Source organism: Parvibaculum lavamentivorans DS-1, from assembly GCF_000017565.1.
GTDB classification, from domain to species: domain Bacteria; phylum Pseudomonadota; class Alphaproteobacteria; order Parvibaculales; family Parvibaculaceae; genus Parvibaculum; species Parvibaculum lavamentivorans.
The window spans coordinates 1,611,258-1,634,029 of sequence record NC_009719.1; the positions used below are offsets into that span (position 1 = coordinate 1,611,258).

Below are 22,772 nucleotides of genomic sequence, written 5' to 3' on the forward strand. Positions count from 1 at the left end.
GCCGTCAGGGCCGGACCTGGCCGCTACCGCGCACCAGATATTTGAAGCTTGTCAGCTGTTCGACGCCGACCGGGCCGCGCGCATGGAACTTGCCGGTTGCGATGCCGATTTCCGCTCCCATGCCGAACTCGCCTCCATCGGCGAACTGGGTCGAAGCATTGTGCAGCACGATGGCGCTGTCCACTTCCGCGAGAAATCTGTCGGCTGTCACCTGGTTGGCGGTGACGATCGCTTCCGTGTGGCTGGAGCCATATTTCGCGATATGGGAAATCGCATCCTTGACGCCCTTGACCACCCGGACGGCGATAATGCTGTCGAGATATTCGGTGTACCAGTCGTCTTCCGTTGCAGGCTTCACGCGGGGATCGGCTTTTTGTGCCGCCTCGTCGCCGCGCACCTCGCAGCCTTCCGCGATCAGTGCTGCCACCAGCGGCGCGAGATGCGTCGCCGCGCAGGCTTCATCCACCAGCAGCGTTTCAGCTGCGCCGCAAACACCGGTGCGGCGAAGCTTCGCGTTCAGCACAATGTTGCGCGCCATGTCGAGATCGGCTTCGCCATCGACATAGACATGGCAGACGCCTTCGAGATGAGCGAACACAGGCACGCGCGCTTCTTCCTGCACCCGGGCCACGAGGCTCTTGCCGCCGCGCGGTACGATCACGTCGAGATTTCCACCGAGCCCCTTCAGCATTTCACCCACCGCGCCGCGGTCGCTCGTCGGTACGAGCTGGATTGCCGCTTCCGGCAGGCCGGCCGCAATGACGCCTTCGAGGATCGAGGCGTGGATGGCCTGGCTCGAACGCATGGCGTCCGAGCCGCCGCGCAGGATCGCAGCGTTGCCGGATTTGAGGCACAGCGCGCCGGCATCGGCGGTGACGTTGGGCCGGCTTTCATAAATGATGCCGATGACGCCCAGCGGTACACGTACACGCGAAATGTGGAGGCCGTTCGGCCGGTCCCATTCAGCCATTGTTGCGCCGACAGGATCGGGCAGGGCAGCAATCTCCTCAAGCGCGCGCGCGATCGCCTCGATGCGCTTCGTGTCGAGCGTCATGCGGTCGATCAGCGAGGGCGCGGTGCCGCTTTTCACCGCGTCGGCCACATCTTCGGCATTCGCCGCCAGAATATCGTCGATATTGGCGCGCACGGCCATGGCGGCGGCGAGCAGCGCGGCGTCCTTCTGCTTGGTCGGGGCTTGTGCGAGCAAGCGCGAGGCGCTGCGCGCTGCGACGCCGATCTCCTCCATCAGAAGAGAAACATCCTGCCTGTCAGCGTTCATTTTCAGGATATTCACTTGCACTACCTGTTGTTCAGAGAGCCGCCCGAGTATTTCAGGCAGGCGGAAGAGTTTCAACTTGGCTTATTTAATGGGGATCGCGCTCGCGAATTTCAGCCCTTTTAAGTACCAGATCGTCGCGATGGATCATTTCCGCGCGGCCCGAATAGCCGAGCAGTTCCTCTATTTCGTGGCTCGAATGGCCCATGATGGCCCGCGCGTCCCCGCTCGAATAGGCGCTGAGACCGCTCGCGATTTCGACGCCCGCGCCGTCGCGCACGCTGACGGCGTCGCCGCGGCCGAACTCGCCCTCGACGCCTGTTACGCCGGCGGGAAGCAAGCTTCGGCCCTGAGTGAGAGCCCGCACCGCGCCGTCGTCGATCAAAATGGTGCCGAGCGTCTTCAGCGACCCGGATATCCAGCGCTTTCGGGCGGCCACCGGCGTCGAATGCGCGGCGAACCAGGTGCAGCGCGCGCCTTCCTCCAATGCTTTGAGGGGATGCAGGCCGCGTCCGTTCGCGATCGCCATGCGTGCGCCGGATTCGGTCGCGATGCGAGCGGCGGCAATCTTGGTCTTCATGCCGCCCCGTGAAAATTCGCTCGCCGCATCGCCCGCCATCGCTTCGATCTCCGGCGTGATCTCGGCCACTTCGGCGAGGTGGCGCGCGCCGGGAAGATGGGGCGGGGCGGTGTAGAGCCCGTCGACATCCGACAGAAGGATCAGGCAATCGGCCGAAACCATGCTGGCGACGCGTGCCGCGAGGCGGTCATTATCGCCATAGCGGATTTCGCTCGTTGCGACCGTGTCGTTCTCATTGATGACCGGAACGGCGCGGAATTTCAGCAGTGTGGAAATCGTCGAACGCGCGTTGAGGTAGCGGCGGCGTTCTTCCGTATCTTCAAGCGTCACAAGGATCTGCGCGCAAGAGAAGCCATAGGCGGAAAGTATTTCCTGAAAGGCATGGGCAAGGCCGATCTGGCCCACGGCGGCGGCGGCCTGGCTTTCCTCCAGCTTCAGCTTGCCGGGCGGGAGCTTCAATGCGCGCCGGCCGAGCGCGATCGCGCCGGAGGAAACGATCAGCATTTCCTGTCCGCGCGATTGCATCCGCGCCACGTCTTCCACCAGTGCCTGCAGCCAGGTGCGGTTCAGCTTGCCCGTTTCGGGATCGGTCAGCAGCGCTGAGCCGATTTTAACGACAACGCGTTGCGCGGTAGCGAGAGATGCACCCGTCGATTGAGCGCTCATGGTTTCCAGCCTTCTTCTTCCTCACCCGTGGCAGCTTCCGCCTTTTCCATGGCGCGCGTCTTCCAGATTTCGTCGGCGGCAAGGCGGAGCACTTCCTTCACGCCCTCGCCCGATACGCCGGAAAGCAGGCGGACCTCGCTGCCGCTCTCTTCTGCAAGAAGCGCGAGCTTTTCTTCCCGCTCTTCCTCGCTCAAGGCATCCATCTTGTTGAGGCAGAGAATTTCCGGCTTGTCTTCCAGTCCGGCGCCATAGGCTTCGATTTCGCCTCGAATGATGTGATAGGCCTCCGCGACGTCTTCCGCCGTGCCGTCGACCAGATGGATGAGGATGCTGCAGCGTTCGAGATGGCCGAGAAAGCGGTCGCCAAGGCCTGCACCTTCATGCGCGCCTTCGATGAGGCCGGGAATGTCGGCCAGCACAAAGCTCCGGGTGTCGATCGTTACGACGCCAAGGCCGGGGGTCAGTGTCGTAAAGGGATAGTCGGCAATCTTGGGCTTCGCGGCGCTCACGGCGGCCAGGAATGTCGATTTGCCGGCATTGGGCAGGCCGACCAGCCCGGCATCGGCAATGAGTTTCAGCCGCAGGATGATGGTCTTTTCCTGGCCTTCAAGGCCGGGGTTGGCGCGGCGGGGCGCCTGGTTGGTGGAACTCTTGAAGTAGGCATTGCCGAACCCGCCATTGCCGCCTTTCAGCAGCACGATGCGCTGGCCGACTTCCGTCATGTCGGCGATCAGCGTTTCCTCGTCTTCCTCGAAAATCTGCGTTCCGACGGGCACCTTCAGCACCACATCGGCGCCGTTCGCGCCGGCGCGGTTCTTGCCCATGCCATGCGTGCCGGTTTTCGCCCTGAAATGCTGCTGGAAGCGGTAGTCGATCAGTGTATTGAGGCCCTCGACGCATTCGACGATGACATCGCCACCCCTGCCGCCATCGCCGCCGTCCGGTCCGCCGAACTCGATGAACTTCTCACGCCGGAAGCTCACGCAGCCGGCGCCGCCATTGCCGGAGCGGACATAGATTTTCGCCTGATCGAGGAACTTCATCTCAATTGTCCAATCGCGCCAGCCGCATCGTGAGGCAGCGAACTTTTTCCTGTCGTGCCGCGCACCAGCGATATTCCTCGCCAGTATAGCGGAAGCCGAGCTTCGTCAGTACGCGGCCCGAAGCATGGTTCTCCCAATAATGCCCGGAGACGATCGTTTCCGCACCGAAGCGGGTAATCCCGTCTGCAAGTACGGCTCGGGCCGCCTCGGTCGCATAGCCGCGGTTCCAGTAAGGCTCGCCGATCCAGTAGCCGATCTCATGTGTGCCGTTTGCATGGGCCTGGATTCCGCAGGTGCCTATGAAGCCTTCGCCGTTCGTCACCGCGTAGACGAATTCCTCACCCTCGGCGCGTTCCGCCGCCGTGCGGGCGATCCAGTCCTGCGCCATATTGAGTGCGTAGGGATAAGGCATGCGGGAGAGCATCCGCGCGATATTCCAGTTGTTGGCGAGGCCGGCGAGCCTTTCGGCGTCGGTCTCGCGCAGCGGTCTCAGGAGCAGTTGTTCCGTCTTCAGTTCTTCCTGCATCGGGGTCATCCCGAAAGGGCATGAAAAAAGGGAGATGGCGGCCCATCTCCCTCTCTATATTCCGATGGTCGCCACCCGAGGTGGCGTACACCTCGATATCAGTCAGCCGCCTTGGCCGGCATCTCTGCCGGAACGACAACCGATACGAACGAGCGGCCGTTCTTGCCGTTGCGGAATTCCACAACGCCTTCCGACTTCGCGAAGATCGTATGATCCTTGCCGATACCGACATTGCGGCCGGGATGCCACTTGGTGCCGCGCTGGCGAATGATGATGTTGCCCGGAATGACGCTTTCGCCACCGAACTTCTTCACGCCGAGACGGCGGCCGGCGCTATCGCGACCGTTGCGGGATGAACCGCCTGCCTTTTTATGGGCCATGTTTCTACTCCTGCGTGCCGCTTAGCCGGCGATGTCGAGGATCTTGACGAGCATCAGATCCTGGCGATGGCCGTTCTTGCGGCGATAGTTCTGGCGACGGCGCTTCTTGAAGATCGTGATCTTCGGGCCGCGCGTGTGTTCGACGATCTCGGCTTTGACCTTGGCGCCATCGACGAGCGGCGCGCCGACTTTGAGCGTGCCGCCTTCGCCGCCCAGCATCAGGACTTCGAGGTCGATCTTGTCGCCGGCTTCGCCGCCGTTGCGCTCAACCTCGAGCACATCGTCTTTCGCGACCCTGTATTGCTTGCCGCCGGTCCGGATGACTGCGAACATCGGTAAATCCACCATTTAACGAAATAAAGACCGGCGCGCCGCCTGTTGGAGCGGCACGGGCCGAATTGGCGCGCAATATACAGGGGGAGGTCGGAGTGTCAAGCGATGGAATCGCGCTGGAATGGCCGATTTCAAGGCTTTTCAGGCCGCTGCCGCCTTGCGGAAGCTGCGCCAGGCGCACAGGCAGAGAAAATAAAGAGAACTTGCCCAGAAGGCCCAGAAAGCGAGTGGGGCGGTAGCGGCCAGGGAGATCCCCGGTACGCTTTGAAATACCAGCCAGAAGGTGGCGGCGGCCCATATCGCGGTGGCGAGCAAAGTCGGTACCCGCAGATGAACCACCCGGAACGGATGGACGAATTTCAGGGGCACGAAGGTGAGGATGCCCAGGACCGCGATGACCGCGAGATTGAGCCAAGGGCCGGTTCCGGCGATATAAAAGTAAAGAACCACCATGTTCCAGACGGCGGGAAAGCCCGAAAAATAGTTGTCGGGGGTCTTCATTTCCCTGTTGCCGAAGCAATAGAGCGAGGTTGTCATAATGTAGGCGGCAGCGGGAATGCCCCAGCCGTCCGGCACCAGTCCGAAGCGGAAAATGAGCAGCGCCGGTATTACCGTGTAGGTCAGGTAGTCGATCACGAGGTCCAGTATCGCACCGTCGAAACGAGGGGCGTATTCGCTGACCCGGACCCGGCGAGCCATTGGCCCGTCAAAGCCATCGATGATGAGGGCTGCTCCCAGCCAGAGGAGAGCCAGGCGAAGGTCGCCCGCGATCAACGCCGCAATGGCCAGGAGCCCGGTGACGACGCCGCTGGCCGTGAAGGCATGTACGGCCCATGCGGCGGCCACGCGGGTGCGCGGCAGGGGCGCAGGGACGGGCTTTTCGCGTTCGCTCCGGGTGTCGCTCATGGCGCCATCCTAGCAGGACGCGGGAACTTCGCCCAACTGCCTGCTTTGGGGCCGAGATCCGGTCTTGTGCAAGCGAGGTGTCGCGTCTACATTCCGCGCCGTTTCGACCCTACGGGCGGCCCAGAGGCCCTGCCCGTCCTCTGCGGAGAGGTGGCTGAGTGGTTGAAAGTACCGCACTCGAAATGCGGCGTGCTCGCAAGGGTACCGTGGGTTCGAATCCCACCCTCTCCGCCACTTACGGCTTGATAATTATCCGGTCATGCCCGAGTTTGATCTGAGATTTGTTGCTCGGCACGGGGGGTGTGGGTCGTGAGCAGAAATTTCCATTATTCCGTTCGGTTGCTTTTAACCGCCTGCGGCTTTGCTGTCGGGCTTGGCGTCCTGCCAGCCGGCGCGGCGGACAAGATCGTCATGATGCCGGTCAAGCCGGCGCTCGAAACACCTGCCGCGCGAGAGAAGCTCGACGGTTCGGTCGGTTTCTATTTCGGCGATACGGCCCATCCGCAAGTCGTGGAATCCCTTGGCACCGTCACCTCAAGAAAGAAGACGAATGCCTTCGCCAAGTCGGATGCCGAAACCTGTCAGCATGTGGCGCTGTCGACCTTTATCGAGTTGCAGCATCAGGCGCAGCTGCGCGGGGGCAACGCGGTGATCAACATCGTCAGCGTCTATGACGGCAAGGAACGCAAGAGCGATACGGAATATGAATGCCGCGTTGGCTTTCTGATGTCTGGCGTCGCCCTCAAGGGTGAAGTCGTCAAACTGGCGAAGTAGCTCCGGCCGAAGCCGGCGACGGAGGCGATGCCGGTGCCGGCTTGGTAAAGCGTTCCGGGGAGGGAGCGATGCAATCCGATCGCGCAATGCCCGGTCCGGCAGGCCTGTCCGCCGTCTTTGTCGAATCCTGGGCGGCGATGCTTGCAGATGCGCCGGGCGAACCGCCGGTGCGGCTCGGTGCTTGTGCGGCCGACGCGGATATTCCGGCGGGGTTGAGACGCCGCCTTGGTCCGCTTGCGCGCATGGGGGTTGCCTGCGGCCTCGGCATAGCTCCGGAAGGAGACGCGGACATTGTCTTTTGTTCGCGCTATGGCGACCTCTCGCTCGCGCATCAATTGCTGGCGGCGCTTGTTGCAACCGAACCGATGTCGCCTGCGGGGTTTTCGATGTCAGTGCATAATGCGGTGCCGGGCGTGCTCGATCTCGCTCGCAAGGCGCGGATCGGCCATACGGCGATTGCCGCCGGTGCGCAAACTTTCTCGGCGGGCCTTGCGGAAGCATGGCTTCGCCTCGGAGAGCGGCCGCATCTCCGGCTTGTGCTTGTCTTTGCCGATCTTCCGCTGCCCGACATCTACCGTCAGTTTGCAGATGAGGATGCCGGCGGTGCCGCATTCGCGCTGCGGCTCTCTGCCGAGCCCGGAGAGGCGCGCGCGGTCTCGATTACGCGTAGCGCCGCCGGGGACGCATCTCCCGCGGCGCTCGAAAATCCGCCTGCGGAACTTCTTGTAAGACGGCTCGTGGACAGTCTTTGCTCCGATGCGCCCGCGTTGTCATGGCGTTCGCAAGGATCGCTGTGGCGTTTGGGAAAATCCTCCGATGAAGCGGCTTGATTATTTCTGGAGGCTCTTCGGGACGGGGCTTTCCTTTTTCTTTTTCGGCATTGGCGGTCTTGTCCTGTCACTCACGGTCTTCCCGCTGATGAACCTCGTGGTCAGGGATCGCGAAAGGCGGGCCGCCCATGCGCAGCGCCTCGTGCACATCATGTTTCGCCTGCACCGGAATTTCATGATCGTGATGGGTGTCCTCGATTTCGAGGTGCATAATGCGGAGGCGCTGGCTACGGACGAGGGCGTGCTCGTTGTCGCGAACCATCCGACGCTTCTCGATGTCGTGTTGCTGATGTCGCTGATGCGCCGCTCGCAATGCATCGTGAAAGCGGACATCTGGCGCAACCCCTTCATGCGCGGCGTGGTTAATGCAACCGGCTATATCCGTAACGACGGCGATGCGGAGACGCTTGTCGCGGATTGTGCACGTATGCTCGCCCAGGGACACAACCTTATCGTGTTCCCTGAGGGCTCCCGCACGGTTCCGGACGCACCTGTCAAACTGCAGCGTGGCGTGGCGAATATCGCGATCCGGGCCGGCTCGCCGATACGTCTGGTTACCATAAGGTGCGAACCGCCGACCCTGATGAAGGGTCAGAAATGGTACGAGATTCCCCCGCGCCGCATGCATTTTACCATCACGGTGCACGGATTGGTTGAAACCGGGGCTTATATAGGTGAATCTGTGCCATCTATTGCCGCGCGGCGTCTGAACGATTTTCTGGCCGAGTGGCTGACGGGGGAAGTGGGGCATGGAACGGATCGAAGATCGAATTCGGCGTCTCATCGTTGAGACGCTGAATCTGGAAGATATTTCCGCTCAGGACATTGACGAGGAAGAGCCGCTTTTCGGGGAAGGGCTCGGGCTCGATTCCATCGATGCTCTCGAAATCGGTATCGAAATTCAGAAGACGTTTGGCGTGAAGATCGACTCGAAGGATGAAGATCTTGCCGGTCACTTCTCAAGCGTGAGGGCATTGGCGCGCTTTATCACGCGGCAGCAGCAGGGGCAGGTTCATGAACCGGGATGAAATTTACGAGAAGCTGAAAGGGTTTCTGATCGAACTCTTCGAAATCCCGGAAGAGCGGATTTCGCTCGATGCCCACCTGTCGGATGATCTCGATCTCGACAGCATCGATGCAGTCGACCTCATTCTCAAACTCCAGGAATTTATCGGCCGCAAGGTTTCAGCGGAACAGTTCCGCTCGGTGCGGACGGTTCGCGATGTCATCGACCAGGTTCATGAGCTTCTCGGCCAGGCGGCCTGATCCCTGGGCTACGGCCCTGACGATCGCGATGCTGCTCATCCCGATGGCAACGGCGATCGGTCTGCGCTGGATAGGACCCTGGCCCATCATCGTTGCGCTGGTAGGCTGCATTGCCGCGCGTATTCTCCTTCCGCGGGCGGTGCCCGTTCCTCTTGCAATGACGATCTGTCTCGTCGCCGTTGCCGCCGGTGTGCTTGCTGTCGGCACGGTGGCTCCCGACCTTGCGGCGCGGCTCTATCCCGTCTTTATGAGCGTTACGATGCTTGTCGCCTTTGTCGTTACCCTGTTCCGCCCTCCGAGCATGATCGAGCGTTTCGCCCGGATCATGGAGCCGGATCTCGACATGCGGGGTGTGCGCTACACCCGGAAAGTCACTTATGTCTGGGTGGGGTTTTTCGCGCTGAACGCTATCGTCGCCTTGTGGACCGTGCAACAGGGCGACCTTTTCTATTGGGGGCTTTACAACGGCTTCATCAGCTATCTTCTTGCAGGCTCTCTCTTCGCAATCGAGTTTACCGTACGCCGGCGCGTGCGCGCGCGGAACGGGCCGGCATGATGGAAAGTCTCTGGCATTTTCTGTCCACCGCAGCACCTGAAACGCTCGTTGCCACAGATGGTAAACGAGCGGCGACGGCGGGGCGTATTCGCGCAGCCGCGCGGCGTGTCACAGAGTATCTCGGCGCAGGCGAGGCGCCTGTCGTTCTCTATTGCGAGGATGCCGCGAACTTCATCGCAGGTTTCGCCGGCGCACTTGCCGCCGGCCGCGAAGTGCGCCTGCCCGGACATGCCGCGCCGGATTATCTGCGCGAAATAGGTGCCGGCGGCGCCGCCTTCGTGAGCGATCTGTACGGCGTGAATGCGATCCCGGCCTCTGTCTGCGTGCCGGATGAGGCGGACGCGGTCCTTCCGCCTCTGCCGGATGGCCGGGTTTCTTTCTTCACCTCCGGCTCGTCCGGCGAGCCCAAGCTCTGCATGAAGTCGCTGCATCAACTCGCGGCGGAAGTTGAGGTGCTGCGCCGCCAATGGGGCGCGCCGGATGGTGCGGTCGCCGGAACCGTTTCGCACCAGCATATATACGGAATGCTTTTTCGCGTTCTCTGGCCGCTCTCATCGGGGGCGCGGATTTTTTCGCCGCAACTCGAAACATGGGAAGCGGTGGCGGCGTGGCTGGAGCCCGGCGGCGTCATTGTATCGAGCCCCGCCCATCTGTCGCGGATACCCGCTGCCGTCCATTTGCCTGTCGTACCTGCGGCGATTTTTTCCTCGGGCGGACCGCTTTCTCTCCAGGACGCGCAGAATGCAGGCGCGCAGTTTGGCGTTATCCCTGTCGAGGTGTTGGGCAGCACGGAAACGGGGGGCGTCGCCTGGAGGCAACAAAGCGCTGCGGGTATTCCCTGGACGCCTATGCCCGAGGTCGAGATTCGCTCCGATGACGAAGGCGCGCTTGCGGTCAGGTCGCCCTTCACCGGCCATGAAGGTTTTCTCTCCATGGGGGACGCGGTTGAGATAAGTGAGGATGGCCGTTTCGTGCTCAAGGGCCGTCTCGACCGTATCGTGAAAGTTGAGGGCAAGCGGGTGTCGCTGCCGCGCGTGGAGGACGTGCTGAAGTCGCAACCGGAAGTCTCGGACGCTGCGGCTATCGACCTCCCCGCACGGCAGGGTGCGCTTGGCGCCGCCGTGGTGCTGACGGCCGAGGGCGATGCTCTGCTCGCGCGTATGGGCCGTTTTCGCTTCTCCCGTCATTTGCGCACCGCGCTCAAATCGCGCCTTGAATCTATGGAGCAGCCGCGCTACTGGCGTTTCATTTCCCGGCTCCCCGAGAATGCGCAGGGAAAACGTGTCGCAGCCGATCTCCGCGCGCTCTTCGTCTCGCCTGAGCTGCCGGAAATCGATGCGAGCGATGTCGATGGCGACAGTGCCCGGTTCGACCTTCGCCTGCAGCCGGACCTCCGCTGGTTCGAAGGCCATTTCCCGGATCAGCCGATCCTTCCCGGCGTTGCACAGCTTCACATCGCGGCGAAATTTGCCGAGCGGATATGGGGCTCCGTTTTCGATGGAAGGGAAATGTCCCGCATCAAGTTCAAACGCGTCATGCAGCCGGAAGAGCGCATATCGCTGGCGCTCGAGAGAAGCGGTTCGCGCCTCGACTTCAAATACAGCATTGACGGCGAGGTCGTGGCGAGTGGCACGCTCAGGAGCGATCCGTGAATGGCGTAAACGCATGTGCGGTCATTCCGACATACAAGCACACGGAGGCACTTGGCCGGATTGTCCAGTTTCTGCGCGGGCAAGGATTGCCTGTCATTATCGTCGATGATGGAAATGCGCCCGATGCCGCGCAGCGCATTGCCTGTCTCGCGGCATCGCATGATGGCGTGGAGCTGTGCCGGCGCGATGTGAATGGCGGCAAGGGCGCTGCGGTGCTCGATGGTCTCGCCCGCGCCGAGATGCGCGGCTTTACGCATGCGGTGCAAGTCGACGCCGATGGCCAGCACGATCTCGCGCGCGTGGCGGATCTGCTGGCGTCCGCCCGCACGCATCCCCATGCCCTCGTCACGGGCGAGCCGGTCTATGACGAAACGGTGCCGCAGAGCCGGCGCATCGCCCGCTGGATAACGCATTTCTGGGTAGCCGTGAACACGCTTTCCTTTCGCATCGTCGACAGCATGTGCGGCTTCCGCGTTTATCCCGTGGCCGAGACACTTGCCGCGGCGCGTGCTGCCGGCATTTCCCGGCGTATGGCGTTCGACACGGAGATACTGGTGCGCCTCGTCTGGCGCGGCGTGGATGTCGTGACGCTTCCGGTCGCCGTTACCTATCCCGCCGGCAATCATTCCAATTTTGCGATGTGGGACGATAATCTGCGTCTTTCCGGAATGCACGCCAAGCTGTTCTTTCTCATGCTTGCGCGGCTGCCCGGCATCCTTCTTTCCCGCATGCTCGGTCTCTCTCCTTCGTCCTCCCGCTCTTCATCTCACTGGGCCGCCATAGGCGAACGTGGCAGCTATGCGGGGCTCTGGCTCCTCGGCCTTGTCTACCGGCTCTTTGGCCGTCATGTCGCCGGTCGTGCTCTTCTTCTTTCTCACAGGTACGGAGCAGCGGCGCGGTTCTCTCGGCTATCTCGCTCGCGCTCATGCCGCCGGTCTCATCGCTTCGAAGCCGAACTGGCTTTTGTCGTTCCGACATTTCCTCACATTCGCCTCTTCAGCCGTCGACAAGCTTGCCGCATGGACAGGCAACATTCCGCCTTCGGCCGTCGACGGTGTGGATGAGGGCGCTTTCGCCGCTGCCAAGCAAGGCGGCGAGGGCGCGGTGGTGCTGACGGCACATTTCGGCAACCCAGAAATCCTTCGCGCTCTGGCGACGCTGGGCGACCGCTGGCGCGTCAACGTGCTGGTGCACACTGCCCACGCCGTCCGTTTCAACCGTCTTATCGGTGAGGTTTCGGGCTCGGCCAGCGTCCGGGTCATTCAGGTGACCGAGGTCGGGCCGGACACGGCAATCCTGCTCCAGGAAGCGATCGCGAGGGGTGAGTGGATCGTCATGGCTGCAGACAGGGTGCCCGTCAGCGGCAATGAACGTATAAGCTGGGTGCCGTTTCTCGGTGAGCCCGCGCCTTTTCCGCAAGGTCCGCACATTCTGGCCGGGCTGCTCAAATGTCCGGTCTACCTGCTTTTCTGCCTTCGCGAGGGCGGACGCCATCGCATCCGCTTCGAACGGTTCGCGGACAGGATCGAACTGCCGCGCAAAGGCCGTGAAGAAGCGCTGGCCTTGTCCGTCGGGCGATATGCGGCACGGCTGGAAAGTCATTTGCGTATCGCGCCGCTACAATGGTTCAATTTTTTCGATTTCTGGCGTCCGGCGGGGCTCCAGCCGCCGGTTTCTTCCGACAAGTTCGAGGGGCAGTAAAGTGGACGCAGTAGCCGACGATATTTCCGGTGAAGTGGTATTCGGCGAGACGCGCCTCACCATTGAGCATGTCCGTGCCATTGCGGCGGGCATCGCGCCCTCGCGTCTCGGCGCCGGTGCCGGCTTCCGGGAAGCTGTCGCGCGCTCAGCCGCTCATGTCGATGAGACGCTCCGCCGCGATGGCATGATCTATGGCGTCACGACCGGCTATGGCGATTCATGCACGACGCCTGTCTCCGACGAGTTGATTGCCGAATTGCCGCTCCACCTCACAAGGTTTCACGGAGTTGGCACGGGGCGCATTCTTTCGGAAGCCGAAACGCGTGCGGTCATGGCTGTTCGTCTTGCCTCGCTCGTTCACGGCTGGTCCGGCGTCAGTCTCGGCCTTGTCGAACTCCTCGCCGAAATGTTGAAGCAAAACATCCTGCCCATGATCCCCGCCGAGGGATCGGTCGGCGCGAGCGGTGACCTGACGCCGCTCAGCTATGTCGCGGGTGCGCTGGCTGGGGAGCGGATGGTCCGCTTCAACGGACGGGAGATGATGTCGGCGGATGCGTTCCGTGAAGCAGGTCTCGCGCCCATCGCGCTGCGTCCGAAAGAGGCGCTGGCTGTGATGAACGGCACCGCCGTCATGTCCGGTCTCGGCGCCATCGCTTTCTCCAAGGCGATCCATCTCGCCGCGCTGTCGACGCGCCTCACCTCGCTCGTCTGCATGGGCTTGATGGGCAATCCCGCGCATTTCGACGAGCGGCTTCACAGTGCAAAGCCGCATCCCGGTCAGATGCTTGTTGCCGCCCGCATTCGCGCCGATCTCGCCGCCTTCGCGCGCAGGCATGAGCCGTCGCGCCTGCAGGACCGGTATTCCATCCGCTGTGCGCCGCATGTCATCGGCGTGCTGGAGGACATGTTGCCTTCCTTCCGCACCATTCTTGAAACGGAAATCAACAGCGCCAATGACAACCCGCTGATCGATCCCGCCAGCGGCGACATTCTTCATGGCGGCCATTTCTATGGCGGCCATGTCGCCTTCACGATGGACAGTCTGAAAAACCTCGTTGCGAACATCGCCGATCTGATGGACCGGCAGATGACGCTTCTCGTCGACACGCGGTTCAATAATGGTCTCCCCGCAAATCTTTCGGGCGTCGAAGGTCCGCGCGCGGCCATCAATCACGGGTTGAAGGCGCTCCAGATCGCAACCTCCGCCTGGACCGCCGAAGCGTTGAAACTCACCATGCCGGCCAGCGTCTTTTCGCGATCGACCGAATGTCACAATCAGGACAAGGTTTCGATGGGCACCATCGCCGCGCGCGACGCGCTGCGCGTGCTCGAACTCACGGAACAGGTGGCAGCGGCCCTTGCCATCGCCTGCCGCCAGGCAATAAGGCTTCGCCTCCGCAGCGGCGAGATTGCGGCATCCGATCTTGAAGGCCCGCTCACCGCTTTCGTCGAGGAACTTGAAGCCGCCATTCCCTTCATCGAGGAAGACAGGCCGCTCGATCGCCTGCTTGGCGATCTTTGCGCCGGTATCGATCGCGGTGCTTGGACGCTTGATTGGCCGTTCGGGCGGGCAGGGGGGAGCCTATGAAGGCGATCGTCAGCGCCGCCGCCCCGGTCGATGTTCACTTTCACGATCTCGATCCGATGAACATCGTCTGGCACGGCAACTACGCCAAATATTTCGAGCTCGGCCGCGCGGCCCTTTTCACGAAGATCGGCTATGGCTATGCGGCAATGAAAAACTCCGGCTTTGCCTGGCCGGTCATCGACATGCATATCCGTTACTACCGGCCGCTTGAACTGGCGCAGCGCGCGGAGGTTGTGGCGGGCGTCGTCGAATGGGAAAACCGCCTCAAAATCGACTACCTGATCCGCGATCCGGAATCGGGGCGCAAGATCACCCGCGGCCATACCGTTCATGTGGCGCTCGACATCGCGACGAAGGAAATGCAATGGGAAACGCCTCCTGTCCTGCGCGAGAAGCTTTCGCCGTGGCTCGCATGAGAAGAGCGCTCCTCGTCGGCCTCACGGTTGTCCCGCTCGCCTTGCCCGCGCAGGCGGCGACCTGTCCCATGCCAGACGAAATCCGCGAAGAGGCTGTCACGCGCAGCTTCACGCAGGAGCGTCATATCGAAGGCATGTCGCGGCCGCTCAAATCGGAAGGCGTGCTCCGCGCGGAAGACGGTCGTATCGCCTGGCATATGCTGAAACCTTTCGATGTGGAAACGGTCATTACGGCGGAGGGCATCACCGAGGCCGTCGATGGCGGCGCCCCGCAGCCGGTAAGCGCCGGTCCCGCCAATATGGGCGCGGGCATCGCGCGCGCCGCCGCTGCATTGATGCGTGGCCAGTGGACCGAGCTCGAAACGATCTTCGACGTTTCCCCGCCCGTCATTCTTGAAAGCGGCGAGTGGAAAATCATGCTGACGCCGGTTCAGGAACGTATGAAATCCGTTCTCGGCACGATTATGGTGCGTGGCTGCGAAGATGTTACGCATGTTGAAATCGGCGGCGAAAGCGGCGACCGGCAGGTGATCGAGTTCGCGCCGGCGGATGTTGCGCCATGAGCCTGGCGCGGTGGCCGGCTTTCCTGATCGCGTTCGGGTTTATTGCCGCTCTCCTCTTTGCCGCCACCCGCATCGAAAGAGCCATCGACACCGACATCATTTCGCTTCTTCCGGCCGACACGCATGACCCCGCGCTCGCTGCCGCCGTCACCCGGGCAAACGAGGTAGCGTCGAACCGCGTCGCCTTTGCCGTAGAGGGCGGTACGGCGGCCTTGCGGCGCTCCGCCCTTGCCGATCTTTCCGAGGTGCTTTCCGCGACCGGCCATTTCCGTGCCGCCGATGCCGACGGCGAAGCACTCTGGCGCTGGTTCTTCGCGCATCGCGCATCGCTCCTCTGTCCGGCGGACCGGACGCTTCTCGAGGCGCGAGAGGGTGAGGTCATTGCGAACGATGCCCTGCGCCAGTGGTATGCGCCGGGAAGCACCGGCGCAGGCGGCTTGCTGAAAAGCGATCCCTTCCTTCTCACCAACCGCCTGCTCGGCTGTCTTCTGCCGCGCGCGTTCCAGCCGGGAACGGCGGGTATGCTGTCGGGCAGCATAGAAGCCTCGGTCTTTCGTCTCGATGTGCAGGACGAGATCGCCGGCGCCGTCGCCGCCTGGCGCGCGGCATGGGAACCGCAGGGGCTTGCGCTCTTGCGGGCAGGCGCCGTCTTTCACGCCGCTTACGGTGCGGAGCGGGCGCGCATGGAAGTCTCAGCTATCGGCGGGATAACGCTCGCCGCCATTCTCCTTCTCTACTGGCTCATGTTCCGGTCGTTTCGTGCACCGGCGCTCGCGCTTTCGATGGTCGTCTATGCGCTCGTCACCGGCCTCACCGCCACGCTTCTGGCCTTTGGCGGCATCCATGTCATGGCGCTCGTCTTCGGCGCCGCGCTGATCGGCATGGTGGTGGACTACACCACCTATTATCTCGTCACCGGCATTGGCGAAGCGCCCGGCTCGAGCGCCGCGCGCCGCGCGCGCCTCTTCAAACCGTTGACGCTCGGCATGCTCACCTCTATCGGCGCCTTTGCGGCACTGCTCGCCTTTCCCGTTCCGGCCTTCCGGCAGGTCGCCGTCTTCGGCATGGCGGGCCTCATCGCGGCATGGGCCGGCACGCTCTGGCTGGTGCCTTTCGTCGAGGGCGGCCGCGTGGCGACGGGGCCGGGCGCTGCCTGGATCGCGCGCCATGCGGATGTCTGGCTCGCCCGGACACCGCGTCCGCGCTGGCTGGGTGTTGCCGTGCTGGTTGTTCTTCTGTTTCTCGCGGCGGGCTGGCGGTTTGGCAGCGTGCTGGACGATGTGCGCGGCCTGCAGGCGCCCTCTCCCGTTCTCGCGGCAGAGGAAGCGCGTCTGCGCGAGCTAGCGGGCTTCGCGCCCTCCACCTCCTTCATTCTTGTGCGCGGCGGTTCCGCCGCGGAGGCCATTGCCCGCGAAGAGGCTTTGCTCGCCGCACTTCCGCCGGAGGACGGCGAAGCTGTCATTCTGGCGGCCAGCCGTATCGACCCCTCACCCGGCGTGCGGCAGCGCGATGGGGATCTTCTGAAGGCGCGGCTCATCGCTCCCCATCTGCAGCCGCTTGCCGCGGCGCTCGGCGTGGCAGACGCCTCTCCCTATGAGCGCGGGGCGGAGGCGCCGCTCCCGCCGCTCGCCGCCGCGCTTCGAGGCGAAACCTCCGGCACCTATTGGTCCATCCTGCCGGTTGCGCGGGCCTTTCCCCTGCCACCGGGCGGGGAGGGCGCATGGCAGCTGGTCGATCCGGTTTCCATCTATTCGGGCCTCTTCGCCGATTATCGCCGTCTCGCCGTCCTGGGCGTCGCCGCCGCCTGTTTCGCCACCGCATTGATGTTGCTTCTGATCTATCGCCGCCTCGCGGCTCTGCGCATCCTCGTTCCGGCGCTTCTCGCGGTTCTGGTGACTCCCGCCATTGTCATGCTGCTCGGCCTGCCCTTTTCCTTCTTTTCCGCCATGGGCCTCTTTCTGGTCGTCGGCGCGGGGGTCGATTATGCAATCTTCCAGCGCGAACATCCCGGCGAAGATGGTAAATGGACCAGGGTGGGCATCGTCCTCGCCGCCTTGATGACCTGTATCTCGGTCGGGCTCCTCGGCCTCAGTTCGGTCTTGCCCGTAAAGAGTTTCGGCGTCACCGTGGCGGTGGGCATTTTCGTGTCGCTGGCGCTTTCGCCCCTCGCGAGAGGACGAAGCGTGCGCGTGTCGGGTGGGGAAGAAAGTGAATCCTGATGTCGTGATTATCGGCGCCGGGCCGGCGGGTTCGGTTGCGGCTGCCATGCTGGCCGGTGCGGGCTTTTCGGTCGAGGTTCTGGAGCGGGCGCATTTTCCGCGCTTCTCCATCGGCGAAAGCCTGTTGCCGCAGGCCATGGAGTGGCTCGCAGAAGCGGATTTGCTGCGCGATGTCGTCGAGGCTGGCTTCCAGCACAAGAACGGGGCCATGTTCCGTCACGGCGACAGGGAGGAGAGCTTCGACTTCCGTATGAAAAGTTCGGATGGCTGGGGCACGACCTATCAGGTTCGCCGCGACAAGTTCGACGATCTCCTCGCAAAGGGTGCGGTGCGCAAGGGCGCGAAGGTGAGCTTCGGACAAACCGTCATCGCGATGCGGCCCGATCCCGTTGCCCCCAGCCTCACGGTGCGCGACGAAGAAGGCAATGAGCGCGAGATCACCGCACGTTTCGTTCTCGATGCGAGCGGCTTCGGCCGCGTGCTGGCGCGTCTTCTCGATCTTGAATCGCCAGCGGGCTTCCCCGATCGCATGTCGATCTTCACCCATGTCGAAGACAACATCCCGCCACAGGCATACGACCGGAACAAGATCCTCATAACGGTCAATCCGCGAAACAGCGAAATCTGGTACTGGATGATCCCGTTGGCGGATGGTCTCTGTTCGATGGGCGTCGTCGGTAAACCCGAACATCTTGCACCCTATGGTTCGACGCGAGAGGAACAGCTCGCCTCACTTGTCGCCGAATCCGGTCTGATGGGTGAGCTTCTCGTGAATGCGCGCCGCGTGCGCGATGTTGGCGAAATATCGGGCTATGCCGCCCGTGTCAGCAGCCTCACCGGCCCCGGCTACGCGCTGCTCGGCAATGCGGGCGAGTTTCTCGATCCCGTGTTTTCCTCAGGCGTCACCATCGCGCTCAAATCGGCCTCGCTCGCAACGCATGCGCTTGTCAGGCAGCTTAAGGGTGAAACGCCCGACTGGGACAAGGAGTTCGCACAGCCGCTTGCTCGAGGCGTCGAGACTTTCCGCGCCTATGTCAGCGGCTGGTATGACGGCTCGCTGCAGAAAATTATCTTCAGCCAGCCGGCGGATGCGAACCAGATCAAGAAGATGATCACCTCGGTGCTTGCCGGCTACGCCTGGGACGAGGCCAACCCCTTTGTCCGAGAGCCGGGCAAATATCTCAAGATGGTGGAAGAGTTGTGCGGCTGATCGGTTTCATTCTGCCGGTATTGCTCCTCGTCGCCGGTTGTGCGGCCGGTGCGCCGCCCTTGCCCGCGCAGCAACGGATTGCGCCGGGCGTTTCGCTGACGCTGCCCGAGGTGCCGCCTTTCGGTCCCTCCGCCAATGCGGTGCAGCTCGTCCGGGCAAGCCATGGCGGCAGGGTGGATCGCTTTCAGGCCACAATCGAAACGTCGCCGTCGCGCTTCGCGCTCGCCATGACCGTGCCTTCCGGTCCCTTGGTCATGACCATCGAATGGCATGAGGGCGCCGTGGCCGTACGGCGCGGTATCGCACCGGAAAGCCTGCCAGCCGCGCGGCTCCTTGCCGATTTCATGCTGGTCTATGCACCGGAAGAGGCGCTCCGCGCGGCGCTCACCGGTGGAACGCTGGTTACATCGGGCAGCGGCGCGCGGCGGATTTTCCGCAATGGCGACCTTCTCGTCGAGGTACGGCGGCCCACGGGAAACCCCTGGGAGGGTTCGGCGCAGCTCGAAAATTTCGCTTATGATTACCAGCTCGCCATCGACAGCCAGTGGGTAGCGCCGGAATGAATGCGCCCGTCTACATCGCCGCATCCTCGGTCGCCAATGCGCTTGGCGCGGATTGGGCACAAGTGTCGGATGCGCTTTTCGCGGGCGATCCGTCGGGGCTCGCGCAAACGGAAACACTCAGCGACGGCCGCACGCCGCCTGTCGGCCGGCTGCGTTTTCCCCTTGCCGACCTGCCTCCCGCACTTGCCGAGTGGGAAAGCCGCAACAATCGTCTCATCCATCATTGCCTTCTGCCGCTTCTGCCCGCAATCCACGAAGCCCTTTCGGCGTACGGCCCGTCCCGCGTCGGCATCGTGATCGGCACCAGCACATCCGGCATCGAGAGTTGGGAACATGCGCTGGCGCGGAAGATGACGGGCGGCGTCTGGCCGAATGATTTTCATTTCAGGCGTCACGAGCTTGGCGATCCCGCCGCCTTCGTTCAGGCGGTCACGGGCGCGGGCGGCCCCTGCTACGGCGTCTCCACTGCTTGCACATCCGGTGGCAAGGCCATTGTCAGCGCCGCGCGCCTGCTGCAGGCGGGGCTCTGCGATGCGGTCATCACCGGCGGCGTCGATACGCTGTGCGGCCTGACGCTCAATGGTTTCTCGGTTCTCGATTCCATCTCTTCCGCCCGCTGCAATCCCTTCAGCACAAATCGCGATGGCATCAATATCGGCGATGGCGGTGCGCTCTTCCTGCTGACGCGCGAAGAAAATGACGTCCGCATCGCCGGCTGGGGTGAGAGCTCCGATGCCCACCATCTGAGCGCGCCGGACCCGGAAGGCGGCGGTGCCGCGCTCGCCATCGGCCAGGCGCTCGGTCATGCGGGCATTGAAGCCGCCGACATTGCCTATCTCAATCTCCATGGCACGGCGACGCGCCTCAACGATGCGATGGAGGCGCAGGTCACGCAGCGGATTTTCGGCGACGATCTCCCCTGCAGTTCGACCAAGGCGCTGACGGGCCATATGCTCGGCGCGGCGGGCTCCTGCGAGGCGGCATTCGTCTCCATGGCGCTTTCGCGCGGCGAGGCGCCGCCGCATCTCTGGGACGGCGAAGCAGACCCGGCGCTTCCCGTGCTTCATCTCACCGATCGTCCCGGCGAGCGTGTCGAAGGCCGCTACATGATGAGTTGTTCCTATGCCTTTGGCGGCAACAATCTCGCCCTCATCCTGGCGCGCGCGTGATGCAGCAGGCGTTTCCCCATATCGGCGAGCTCGTCCGGCACAGCGGCACCATGCTGCTGATCGACCGGCTGGTCGAAGCGTCGCAGACCCATGCGGTCTCGGAAGTGACGATCTCCGAACACGCCACCTTCTTTCGCCCCGGCGCGGGCGTTCCCGCCTATGTCGGCCTTGAATATCTGGCGCAGACGATTGCCGCCTATGACGGCGAGCTCCGCCGCGGGAGCGGCGAGCCGCCCGCTATAGGTTTTCTTCTCGGCACACGGCGCTATAAATCGACGCGGCATTATTTTGCGGACGGCGAAACGCTTCGCGTCCGCGTCGATTTAACTTTCAACGAGAACGGCATGGCGGCTTTCGACGGTGTCATCCGTATCGGCGGCGAGGAATGCGTCACCGCCACCATCAATGTCTACCGGCCCGAAGACGGTTCGTTCGACATGCCGGGAGAAGCAACATGAGCGAAAATGCAAAGCGCGGCATTCTCGTTACCGGTGCCAGCAAGGGCATCGGCCGCGCCATCGCGCTCCGCGTCGCACGCGATGGTTTCCCCGTCACCGTGCATTACGGTTCCGACAAGGCAGGCGCCGACGAAACGCGCCGCGCCATCGAGGAAGCCGGCGGCACGGCGCGCATCCTCGGCTTCGATATTGCGAACCGCGCCGCATCCCTTGCCGCCCTCGAAGCCGATCTCGCAGCCTATGGCGCTTATTGGGGCATCGTCCTCAATGCGGGCATCGCGCGCGACAATGCATTCCCCGCCCTCACCGGCGAGGATTGGGACGGCGTCGTCGATACCAATCTCGGCGGCTTCTTCAATGTCGTCCATCCGCTCGTCATGCCGATGATAAGGCGGCGCGATGGCGGCCGCGTCGTCACCATTTCGTCGGTCTCCGGCATCACCGGCAATCGCGGCCAGGTGAATTACAGCGCCGCCAAGGCCGGCATCATCGGCGCCACCAAGGCGCTGGCGGTCGAGCTCGCGACGCGGAAGATCACCGTCAATTGCGTGGCGCCCGGCGTCATAGAAACCGCTATGATCGAGGCGGCGCCGGTCGAGGAAATCCTGAAGATGATCCCGATGCAGCGTCTCGGGCAACCGGACGAGATCGCCGGCATCGTCGCCTTCATTCTGTCGGATGAGGCGGGCTACATGACGCGGCAGGTCATATCGGTAAACGGGGGCATGTGCTGATGCGTCGGGTGGTGGTAACGGGCATGGCGGGGATCACGCCGCTCGGCAGCGAATGGAGCGAGATCCGTACCGCCATGGCAGCCGGCCGCACCGGCGTCCGCTATATCGGCGATTGGGACAGGCTCGGCGATTTGAAGACGCGGCTCGGCGCACCGGCCGCCTGTTTCGAACATGACAGGATTTTTCCGCGCAAGAAGATGCGCTCCATGGGCCGCGTCGCCGCGCTCGCCGTGCATTCGGCGGAGCAGGCGCTCGGTCATGCGGGTCTTGCGGAAGATCCCGTTCTCACCTCAGGCCGCACCGGCGTCGCCTTCGGTTCCTCCTATGGATCGACCGAGCCGACAAAGGGCTTCGTCCATTTCATGGATACGGGCGAGGCGACCGGCCTCAGCGCCATGAGCTACATCAAGATGATGAGCCACACGGCGGCCATCAATATCGGCATCTTCTTCGGCCTGCAGGGCCGCGTCATCACCACGTCGTCGGCCTGCACGTCGGGCTCGCAGGCGGTCGGCTATTCCTACGAAGCCATCAAATACGGTCATGCGGATGTGATGATCGCCGGCGGCGCCGAAGAGCTTTGCCCCACCATGGCCATCGTCTTCGACACGCTCTTTGCGACAAGCTGCCATAATGATGCGCCCGAAACCGCACCGCGTCCCTATGATCGCGACCGCGACGGCCTCGTCATCGGCGAAGGCGCCGCCTCGCTCATTCTCGAAGAGCGTGAACATGCGCTGGCGCGCGGCGCAACGATCCTTGCCGAGATCGTCGGCTTCGGCACAAACATGGATGGTTCGCACGTCACCGATCCGAAATCGGAAACCATGGGCGGCGCGCTTGAATTGGCGCTCGCCGATGCCCGGTTGCCGGCGCAGGCCATCGGCTTCGTCAGCGGCCATGGCACCGCGACGCTGCAGGGCGATGTTGCCGAAACCATCGCCACCTCGCGCGTCCTCGGCCCCGCCGTGCCGATCCATTCGCTGAAAGGCTATTTCGGGCACTCGCTCGGCGCCTGCGGCGCCATCGAGGCCTGGCTCACCATCGAGATGATGCGCGAGAAAAGCTTCGCGCCCAATGTGAACCTGCGCAACGTCGACGAGAAATGCGGCGAGCTCGACTACATCGTCGGCGGCTTCCGCGACATCGATGCCGAATTCGCCATGTCCAACAATTTCGCTTTCGGCGGCGTCAACACCTCGCTGATCTTCAAGCGCCCGGCTTGATGCCGCCCTCCGCCGCCGTGGCAAAGCCCGGCAGGCGGATCGCGCCGGGGGTTGAAGAAAAAATGTAAACCATGCTGTCTCATCTGTCCGCTGGCTGAGGCACCGGGGCCTTTGTGTCGCAGTGATTTTTCTCCGTA

The 22,772-nt window shown here is 63.1% G+C and carries 26 protein-coding genes and 1 tRNA gene; 20 read left to right on the forward strand and 7 right to left on the reverse strand.

Features of this window, described 5'->3' with window-relative positions; all coding sequences use genetic code 11:
• Positions 1-4 precede the first annotated feature (4 nt).
• The 7 genes from PLAV_RS07485 to PLAV_RS07515 form a co-directional block, all read right to left on the reverse strand.
• Complete coding sequence (locus tag PLAV_RS07485) at positions 5-1,279, reverse strand: glutamate-5-semialdehyde dehydrogenase (RefSeq protein ID WP_012110381.1); 1,275 nt, start codon at positions 1,277-1,279, stop codon at positions 5-7.
• 85 nt (positions 1,280-1,364) lie between these two features.
• Positions 1,365-2,522, reverse strand: a complete 1,158-nt coding sequence (proB, locus tag PLAV_RS07490; RefSeq protein WP_012110382.1) for a glutamate 5-kinase — start codon at positions 2,520-2,522, stop codon at positions 1,365-1,367.
• The gene (obgE, locus tag PLAV_RS07495; protein ID WP_012110384.1) at positions 2,519-3,565 is read right to left on the reverse strand and encodes a GTPase ObgE; all 1,047 of its coding nucleotides are present in this window, start codon (positions 3,563-3,565) and stop codon (positions 2,519-2,521) included. Before obgE ends, proB begins: the two co-directional genes overlap by 4 nt.
• A gap of 1 nt (position 3,566) precedes the next feature.
• Positions 3,567-4,091: a GNAT family N-acetyltransferase gene (locus tag PLAV_RS07500; RefSeq protein WP_012110385.1), complete on the reverse strand. Its 525-nt coding sequence runs from the start codon at positions 4,089-4,091 to the stop codon at positions 3,567-3,569.
• A gap of 98 nt (positions 4,092-4,189) precedes the next feature.
• The gene (gene rpmA, locus PLAV_RS07505; RefSeq protein WP_012110386.1) at positions 4,190-4,471 is read right to left on the reverse strand and encodes a 50S ribosomal protein L27; all 282 of its coding nucleotides are present in this window, start codon (positions 4,469-4,471) and stop codon (positions 4,190-4,192) included.
• A gap of 21 nt (positions 4,472-4,492) precedes the next feature.
• The gene (gene rplU, locus PLAV_RS07510; RefSeq protein ID WP_012110387.1) at positions 4,493-4,804 is read right to left on the reverse strand and encodes a 50S ribosomal protein L21; all 312 of its coding nucleotides are present in this window, start codon (positions 4,802-4,804) and stop codon (positions 4,493-4,495) included.
• Between the two features lie 141 nt (positions 4,805-4,945).
• Entirely contained in the window at positions 4,946-5,710 is a 765-nt protein-coding gene (locus tag PLAV_RS07515; protein ID WP_012110388.1) for a CDP-alcohol phosphatidyltransferase family protein, read from the reverse strand.
• Positions 5,711-5,854: 144 nt separating this feature from the next.
• Between PLAV_RS07515 and PLAV_RS07520 the strand changes: the two genes are divergently transcribed.
• The 20 genes from PLAV_RS07520 (at position 5,855) to PLAV_RS07610 (ending at position 22,635) form a co-directional block, all read left to right on the forward strand.
• A tRNA-Ser gene (locus PLAV_RS07520) sits at positions 5,855-5,944 on the forward strand.
• Between the two features lie 75 nt (positions 5,945-6,019).
• Positions 6,020-6,484: a hypothetical protein gene (locus PLAV_RS07525; protein WP_012110389.1), complete on the forward strand. Its 465-nt coding sequence runs from the start codon at positions 6,020-6,022 to the stop codon at positions 6,482-6,484.
• Positions 6,485-6,552: 68 nt separating this feature from the next.
• The gene (locus PLAV_RS18815) at positions 6,553-7,314 is read left to right on the forward strand and encodes a beta-ketoacyl synthase chain length factor (protein ID WP_012110390.1); all 762 of its coding nucleotides are present in this window, start codon (positions 6,553-6,555) and stop codon (positions 7,312-7,314) included.
• Positions 7,301-8,104: a lysophospholipid acyltransferase family protein gene (locus tag PLAV_RS07535; RefSeq protein WP_012110391.1), complete on the forward strand. Its 804-nt coding sequence runs from the start codon at positions 7,301-7,303 to the stop codon at positions 8,102-8,104. Before PLAV_RS18815 ends, PLAV_RS07535 begins: the two co-directional genes overlap by 14 nt.
• On the forward strand, positions 8,064-8,342 hold the full coding sequence (locus tag PLAV_RS07540; RefSeq protein ID WP_012110392.1) for a phosphopantetheine-binding protein: 279 nt from the start codon (positions 8,064-8,066) through the stop codon (positions 8,340-8,342). The genes PLAV_RS07535 and PLAV_RS07540 overlap by 41 nt, the downstream gene beginning before the upstream one ends.
• Positions 8,329-8,580 (forward strand): acyl carrier protein, encoded by a 252-nt coding sequence (locus tag PLAV_RS07545; RefSeq protein WP_012110393.1) that lies wholly within the window; start codon positions 8,329-8,331, stop codon positions 8,578-8,580. Before PLAV_RS07540 ends, PLAV_RS07545 begins: the two co-directional genes overlap by 14 nt.
• On the forward strand, positions 8,537-9,136 hold the full coding sequence (locus PLAV_RS07550) for a COG4648 family protein (RefSeq protein WP_143710186.1): 600 nt from the start codon (positions 8,537-8,539) through the stop codon (positions 9,134-9,136). The genes PLAV_RS07545 and PLAV_RS07550 overlap by 44 nt, the downstream gene beginning before the upstream one ends.
• Positions 9,133-10,788 (forward strand): ApeI family dehydratase, encoded by a 1,656-nt coding sequence (locus tag PLAV_RS07555; RefSeq protein WP_012110395.1) that lies wholly within the window; start codon positions 9,133-9,135, stop codon positions 10,786-10,788. The genes PLAV_RS07550 and PLAV_RS07555 overlap by 4 nt, the downstream gene beginning before the upstream one ends.
• Complete coding sequence (locus tag PLAV_RS18820; RefSeq protein ID WP_083762525.1) at positions 10,785-11,852, forward strand: glycosyltransferase family 2 protein; 1,068 nt, start codon at positions 10,785-10,787, stop codon at positions 11,850-11,852. Before PLAV_RS07555 ends, PLAV_RS18820 begins: the two co-directional genes overlap by 4 nt.
• Positions 11,845-12,489: a lysophospholipid acyltransferase family protein gene (locus tag PLAV_RS19780; RefSeq protein ID WP_049767735.1), complete on the forward strand. Its 645-nt coding sequence runs from the start codon at positions 11,845-11,847 to the stop codon at positions 12,487-12,489. Before PLAV_RS18820 ends, PLAV_RS19780 begins: the two co-directional genes overlap by 8 nt.
• 1 nt (position 12,490) lies before the next feature.
• Positions 12,491-14,077 carry an HAL/PAL/TAL family ammonia-lyase gene (locus PLAV_RS07565; protein ID WP_012110396.1) on the forward strand — a complete coding sequence of 529 codons (1,587 nt, stop codon included), beginning with the start codon at positions 12,491-12,493 and terminating at the stop codon, positions 14,075-14,077.
• The gene (locus PLAV_RS07570; protein ID WP_012110397.1) at positions 14,074-14,493 is read left to right on the forward strand and encodes an acyl-CoA thioesterase; all 420 of its coding nucleotides are present in this window, start codon (positions 14,074-14,076) and stop codon (positions 14,491-14,493) included. The genes PLAV_RS07565 and PLAV_RS07570 overlap by 4 nt, the downstream gene beginning before the upstream one ends.
• A complete protein-coding gene (locus tag PLAV_RS07575; RefSeq protein WP_012110398.1) occupies positions 14,490-15,056 on the forward strand; it encodes a LolA-related protein in 567 nt (188 codons plus the stop codon). Before PLAV_RS07570 ends, PLAV_RS07575 begins: the two co-directional genes overlap by 4 nt.
• Positions 15,053-17,275, forward strand: a complete 2,223-nt coding sequence (locus tag PLAV_RS07580) for an MMPL family transporter (RefSeq protein ID WP_012110399.1) — start codon at positions 15,053-15,055, stop codon at positions 17,273-17,275. The genes PLAV_RS07575 and PLAV_RS07580 overlap by 4 nt, the downstream gene beginning before the upstream one ends.
• Positions 17,265-18,485 (forward strand): NAD(P)/FAD-dependent oxidoreductase, encoded by a 1,221-nt coding sequence (locus tag PLAV_RS07585; protein WP_012110400.1) that lies wholly within the window; start codon positions 17,265-17,267, stop codon positions 18,483-18,485. The genes PLAV_RS07580 and PLAV_RS07585 overlap by 11 nt, the downstream gene beginning before the upstream one ends.
• Positions 18,476-19,048 (forward strand): DUF3261 domain-containing protein, encoded by a 573-nt coding sequence (locus PLAV_RS18830; RefSeq protein WP_012110401.1) that lies wholly within the window; start codon positions 18,476-18,478, stop codon positions 19,046-19,048. The genes PLAV_RS07585 and PLAV_RS18830 overlap by 10 nt, the downstream gene beginning before the upstream one ends.
• Complete coding sequence (locus PLAV_RS07595; protein WP_012110402.1) at positions 19,045-20,217, forward strand: beta-ketoacyl-ACP synthase; 1,173 nt, start codon at positions 19,045-19,047, stop codon at positions 20,215-20,217. Before PLAV_RS18830 ends, PLAV_RS07595 begins: the two co-directional genes overlap by 4 nt.
• Positions 20,217-20,675, forward strand: coding sequence for a hotdog family protein (locus tag PLAV_RS07600; protein ID WP_012110403.1), 459 nt, complete (start codon positions 20,217-20,219; stop codon positions 20,673-20,675). The genes PLAV_RS07595 and PLAV_RS07600 overlap by 1 nt, the downstream gene beginning before the upstream one ends.
• Entirely contained in the window at positions 20,672-21,409 is a 738-nt protein-coding gene (locus PLAV_RS07605) for a 3-ketoacyl-ACP reductase FabG2 (RefSeq protein WP_012110404.1), read from the forward strand. Before PLAV_RS07600 ends, PLAV_RS07605 begins: the two co-directional genes overlap by 4 nt.
• The gene (locus PLAV_RS07610) at positions 21,409-22,635 is read left to right on the forward strand and encodes a beta-ketoacyl-ACP synthase (protein ID WP_012110405.1); all 1,227 of its coding nucleotides are present in this window, start codon (positions 21,409-21,411) and stop codon (positions 22,633-22,635) included. Before PLAV_RS07605 ends, PLAV_RS07610 begins: the two co-directional genes overlap by 1 nt.
• Positions 22,636-22,772: the final 137 nt, after the last annotated feature.

Bases quoted from the DNA above. Each gene is read 5' to 3' on its own strand.
- obgE (WP_012110384.1), bottom strand. From the start codon at position 3,565: ATGAAGTTCCTCGATCAGGCGAAAATCTATGTCCGCTCCGGCAATGGC.
- rplU (WP_012110387.1), bottom strand. From the start codon at position 4,804: ATGTTCGCAGTCATCCGGACCGGCGGCAAGCAATACAGGGTCGCGAAA.
- PLAV_RS18815 (WP_012110390.1), top strand. From the start codon at position 6,553: ATGCAATCCGATCGCGCAATGCCCGGTCCGGCAGGCCTGTCCGCCGTC.
- proB (WP_012110382.1), bottom strand. From the start codon at position 2,522: ATGAGCGCTCAATCGACGGGTGCATCTCTCGCTACCGCGCAACGCGTT.
- PLAV_RS07605 (WP_012110404.1), top strand. From the start codon at position 20,672: ATGAGCGAAAATGCAAAGCGCGGCATTCTCGTTACCGGTGCCAGCAAG.
- PLAV_RS07595 (WP_012110402.1), top strand. From the start codon at position 19,045: ATGAATGCGCCCGTCTACATCGCCGCATCCTCGGTCGCCAATGCGCTT.
- PLAV_RS07545 (WP_012110393.1), top strand. From the start codon at position 8,329: ATGAACCGGGATGAAATTTACGAGAAGCTGAAAGGGTTTCTGATCGAA.
- PLAV_RS07500 (WP_012110385.1), bottom strand. From the start codon at position 4,091: ATGCAGGAAGAACTGAAGACGGAACAACTGCTCCTGAGACCGCTGCGC.
- PLAV_RS07540 (WP_012110392.1), top strand. From the start codon at position 8,064: ATGGAACGGATCGAAGATCGAATTCGGCGTCTCATCGTTGAGACGCTG.
- PLAV_RS07610 (WP_012110405.1), top strand. From the start codon at position 21,409: ATGCGTCGGGTGGTGGTAACGGGCATGGCGGGGATCACGCCGCTCGGC.
- PLAV_RS07570 (WP_012110397.1), top strand. From the start codon at position 14,074: ATGAAGGCGATCGTCAGCGCCGCCGCCCCGGTCGATGTTCACTTTCAC.
- PLAV_RS07555 (WP_012110395.1), top strand. From the start codon at position 9,133: ATGATGGAAAGTCTCTGGCATTTTCTGTCCACCGCAGCACCTGAAACG.
- PLAV_RS07575 (WP_012110398.1), top strand. From the start codon at position 14,490: ATGAGAAGAGCGCTCCTCGTCGGCCTCACGGTTGTCCCGCTCGCCTTG.
- PLAV_RS07600 (WP_012110403.1), top strand. From the start codon at position 20,217: ATGCAGCAGGCGTTTCCCCATATCGGCGAGCTCGTCCGGCACAGCGGC.
- PLAV_RS07550 (WP_143710186.1), top strand. From the start codon at position 8,537: ATGTCATCGACCAGGTTCATGAGCTTCTCGGCCAGGCGGCCTGATCCC.
- PLAV_RS07580 (WP_012110399.1), top strand. From the start codon at position 15,053: ATGAGCCTGGCGCGGTGGCCGGCTTTCCTGATCGCGTTCGGGTTTATT.
- PLAV_RS07535 (WP_012110391.1), top strand. From the start codon at position 7,301: ATGAAGCGGCTTGATTATTTCTGGAGGCTCTTCGGGACGGGGCTTTCC.
- PLAV_RS07485 (WP_012110381.1), bottom strand. From the start codon at position 1,279: ATGAACGCTGACAGGCAGGATGTTTCTCTTCTGATGGAGGAGATCGGC.
- rpmA (WP_012110386.1), bottom strand. From the start codon at position 4,471: ATGGCCCATAAAAAGGCAGGCGGTTCATCCCGCAACGGTCGCGATAGC.
- PLAV_RS07515 (WP_012110388.1), bottom strand. From the start codon at position 5,710: ATGAGCGACACCCGGAGCGAACGCGAAAAGCCCGTCCCTGCGCCCCTG.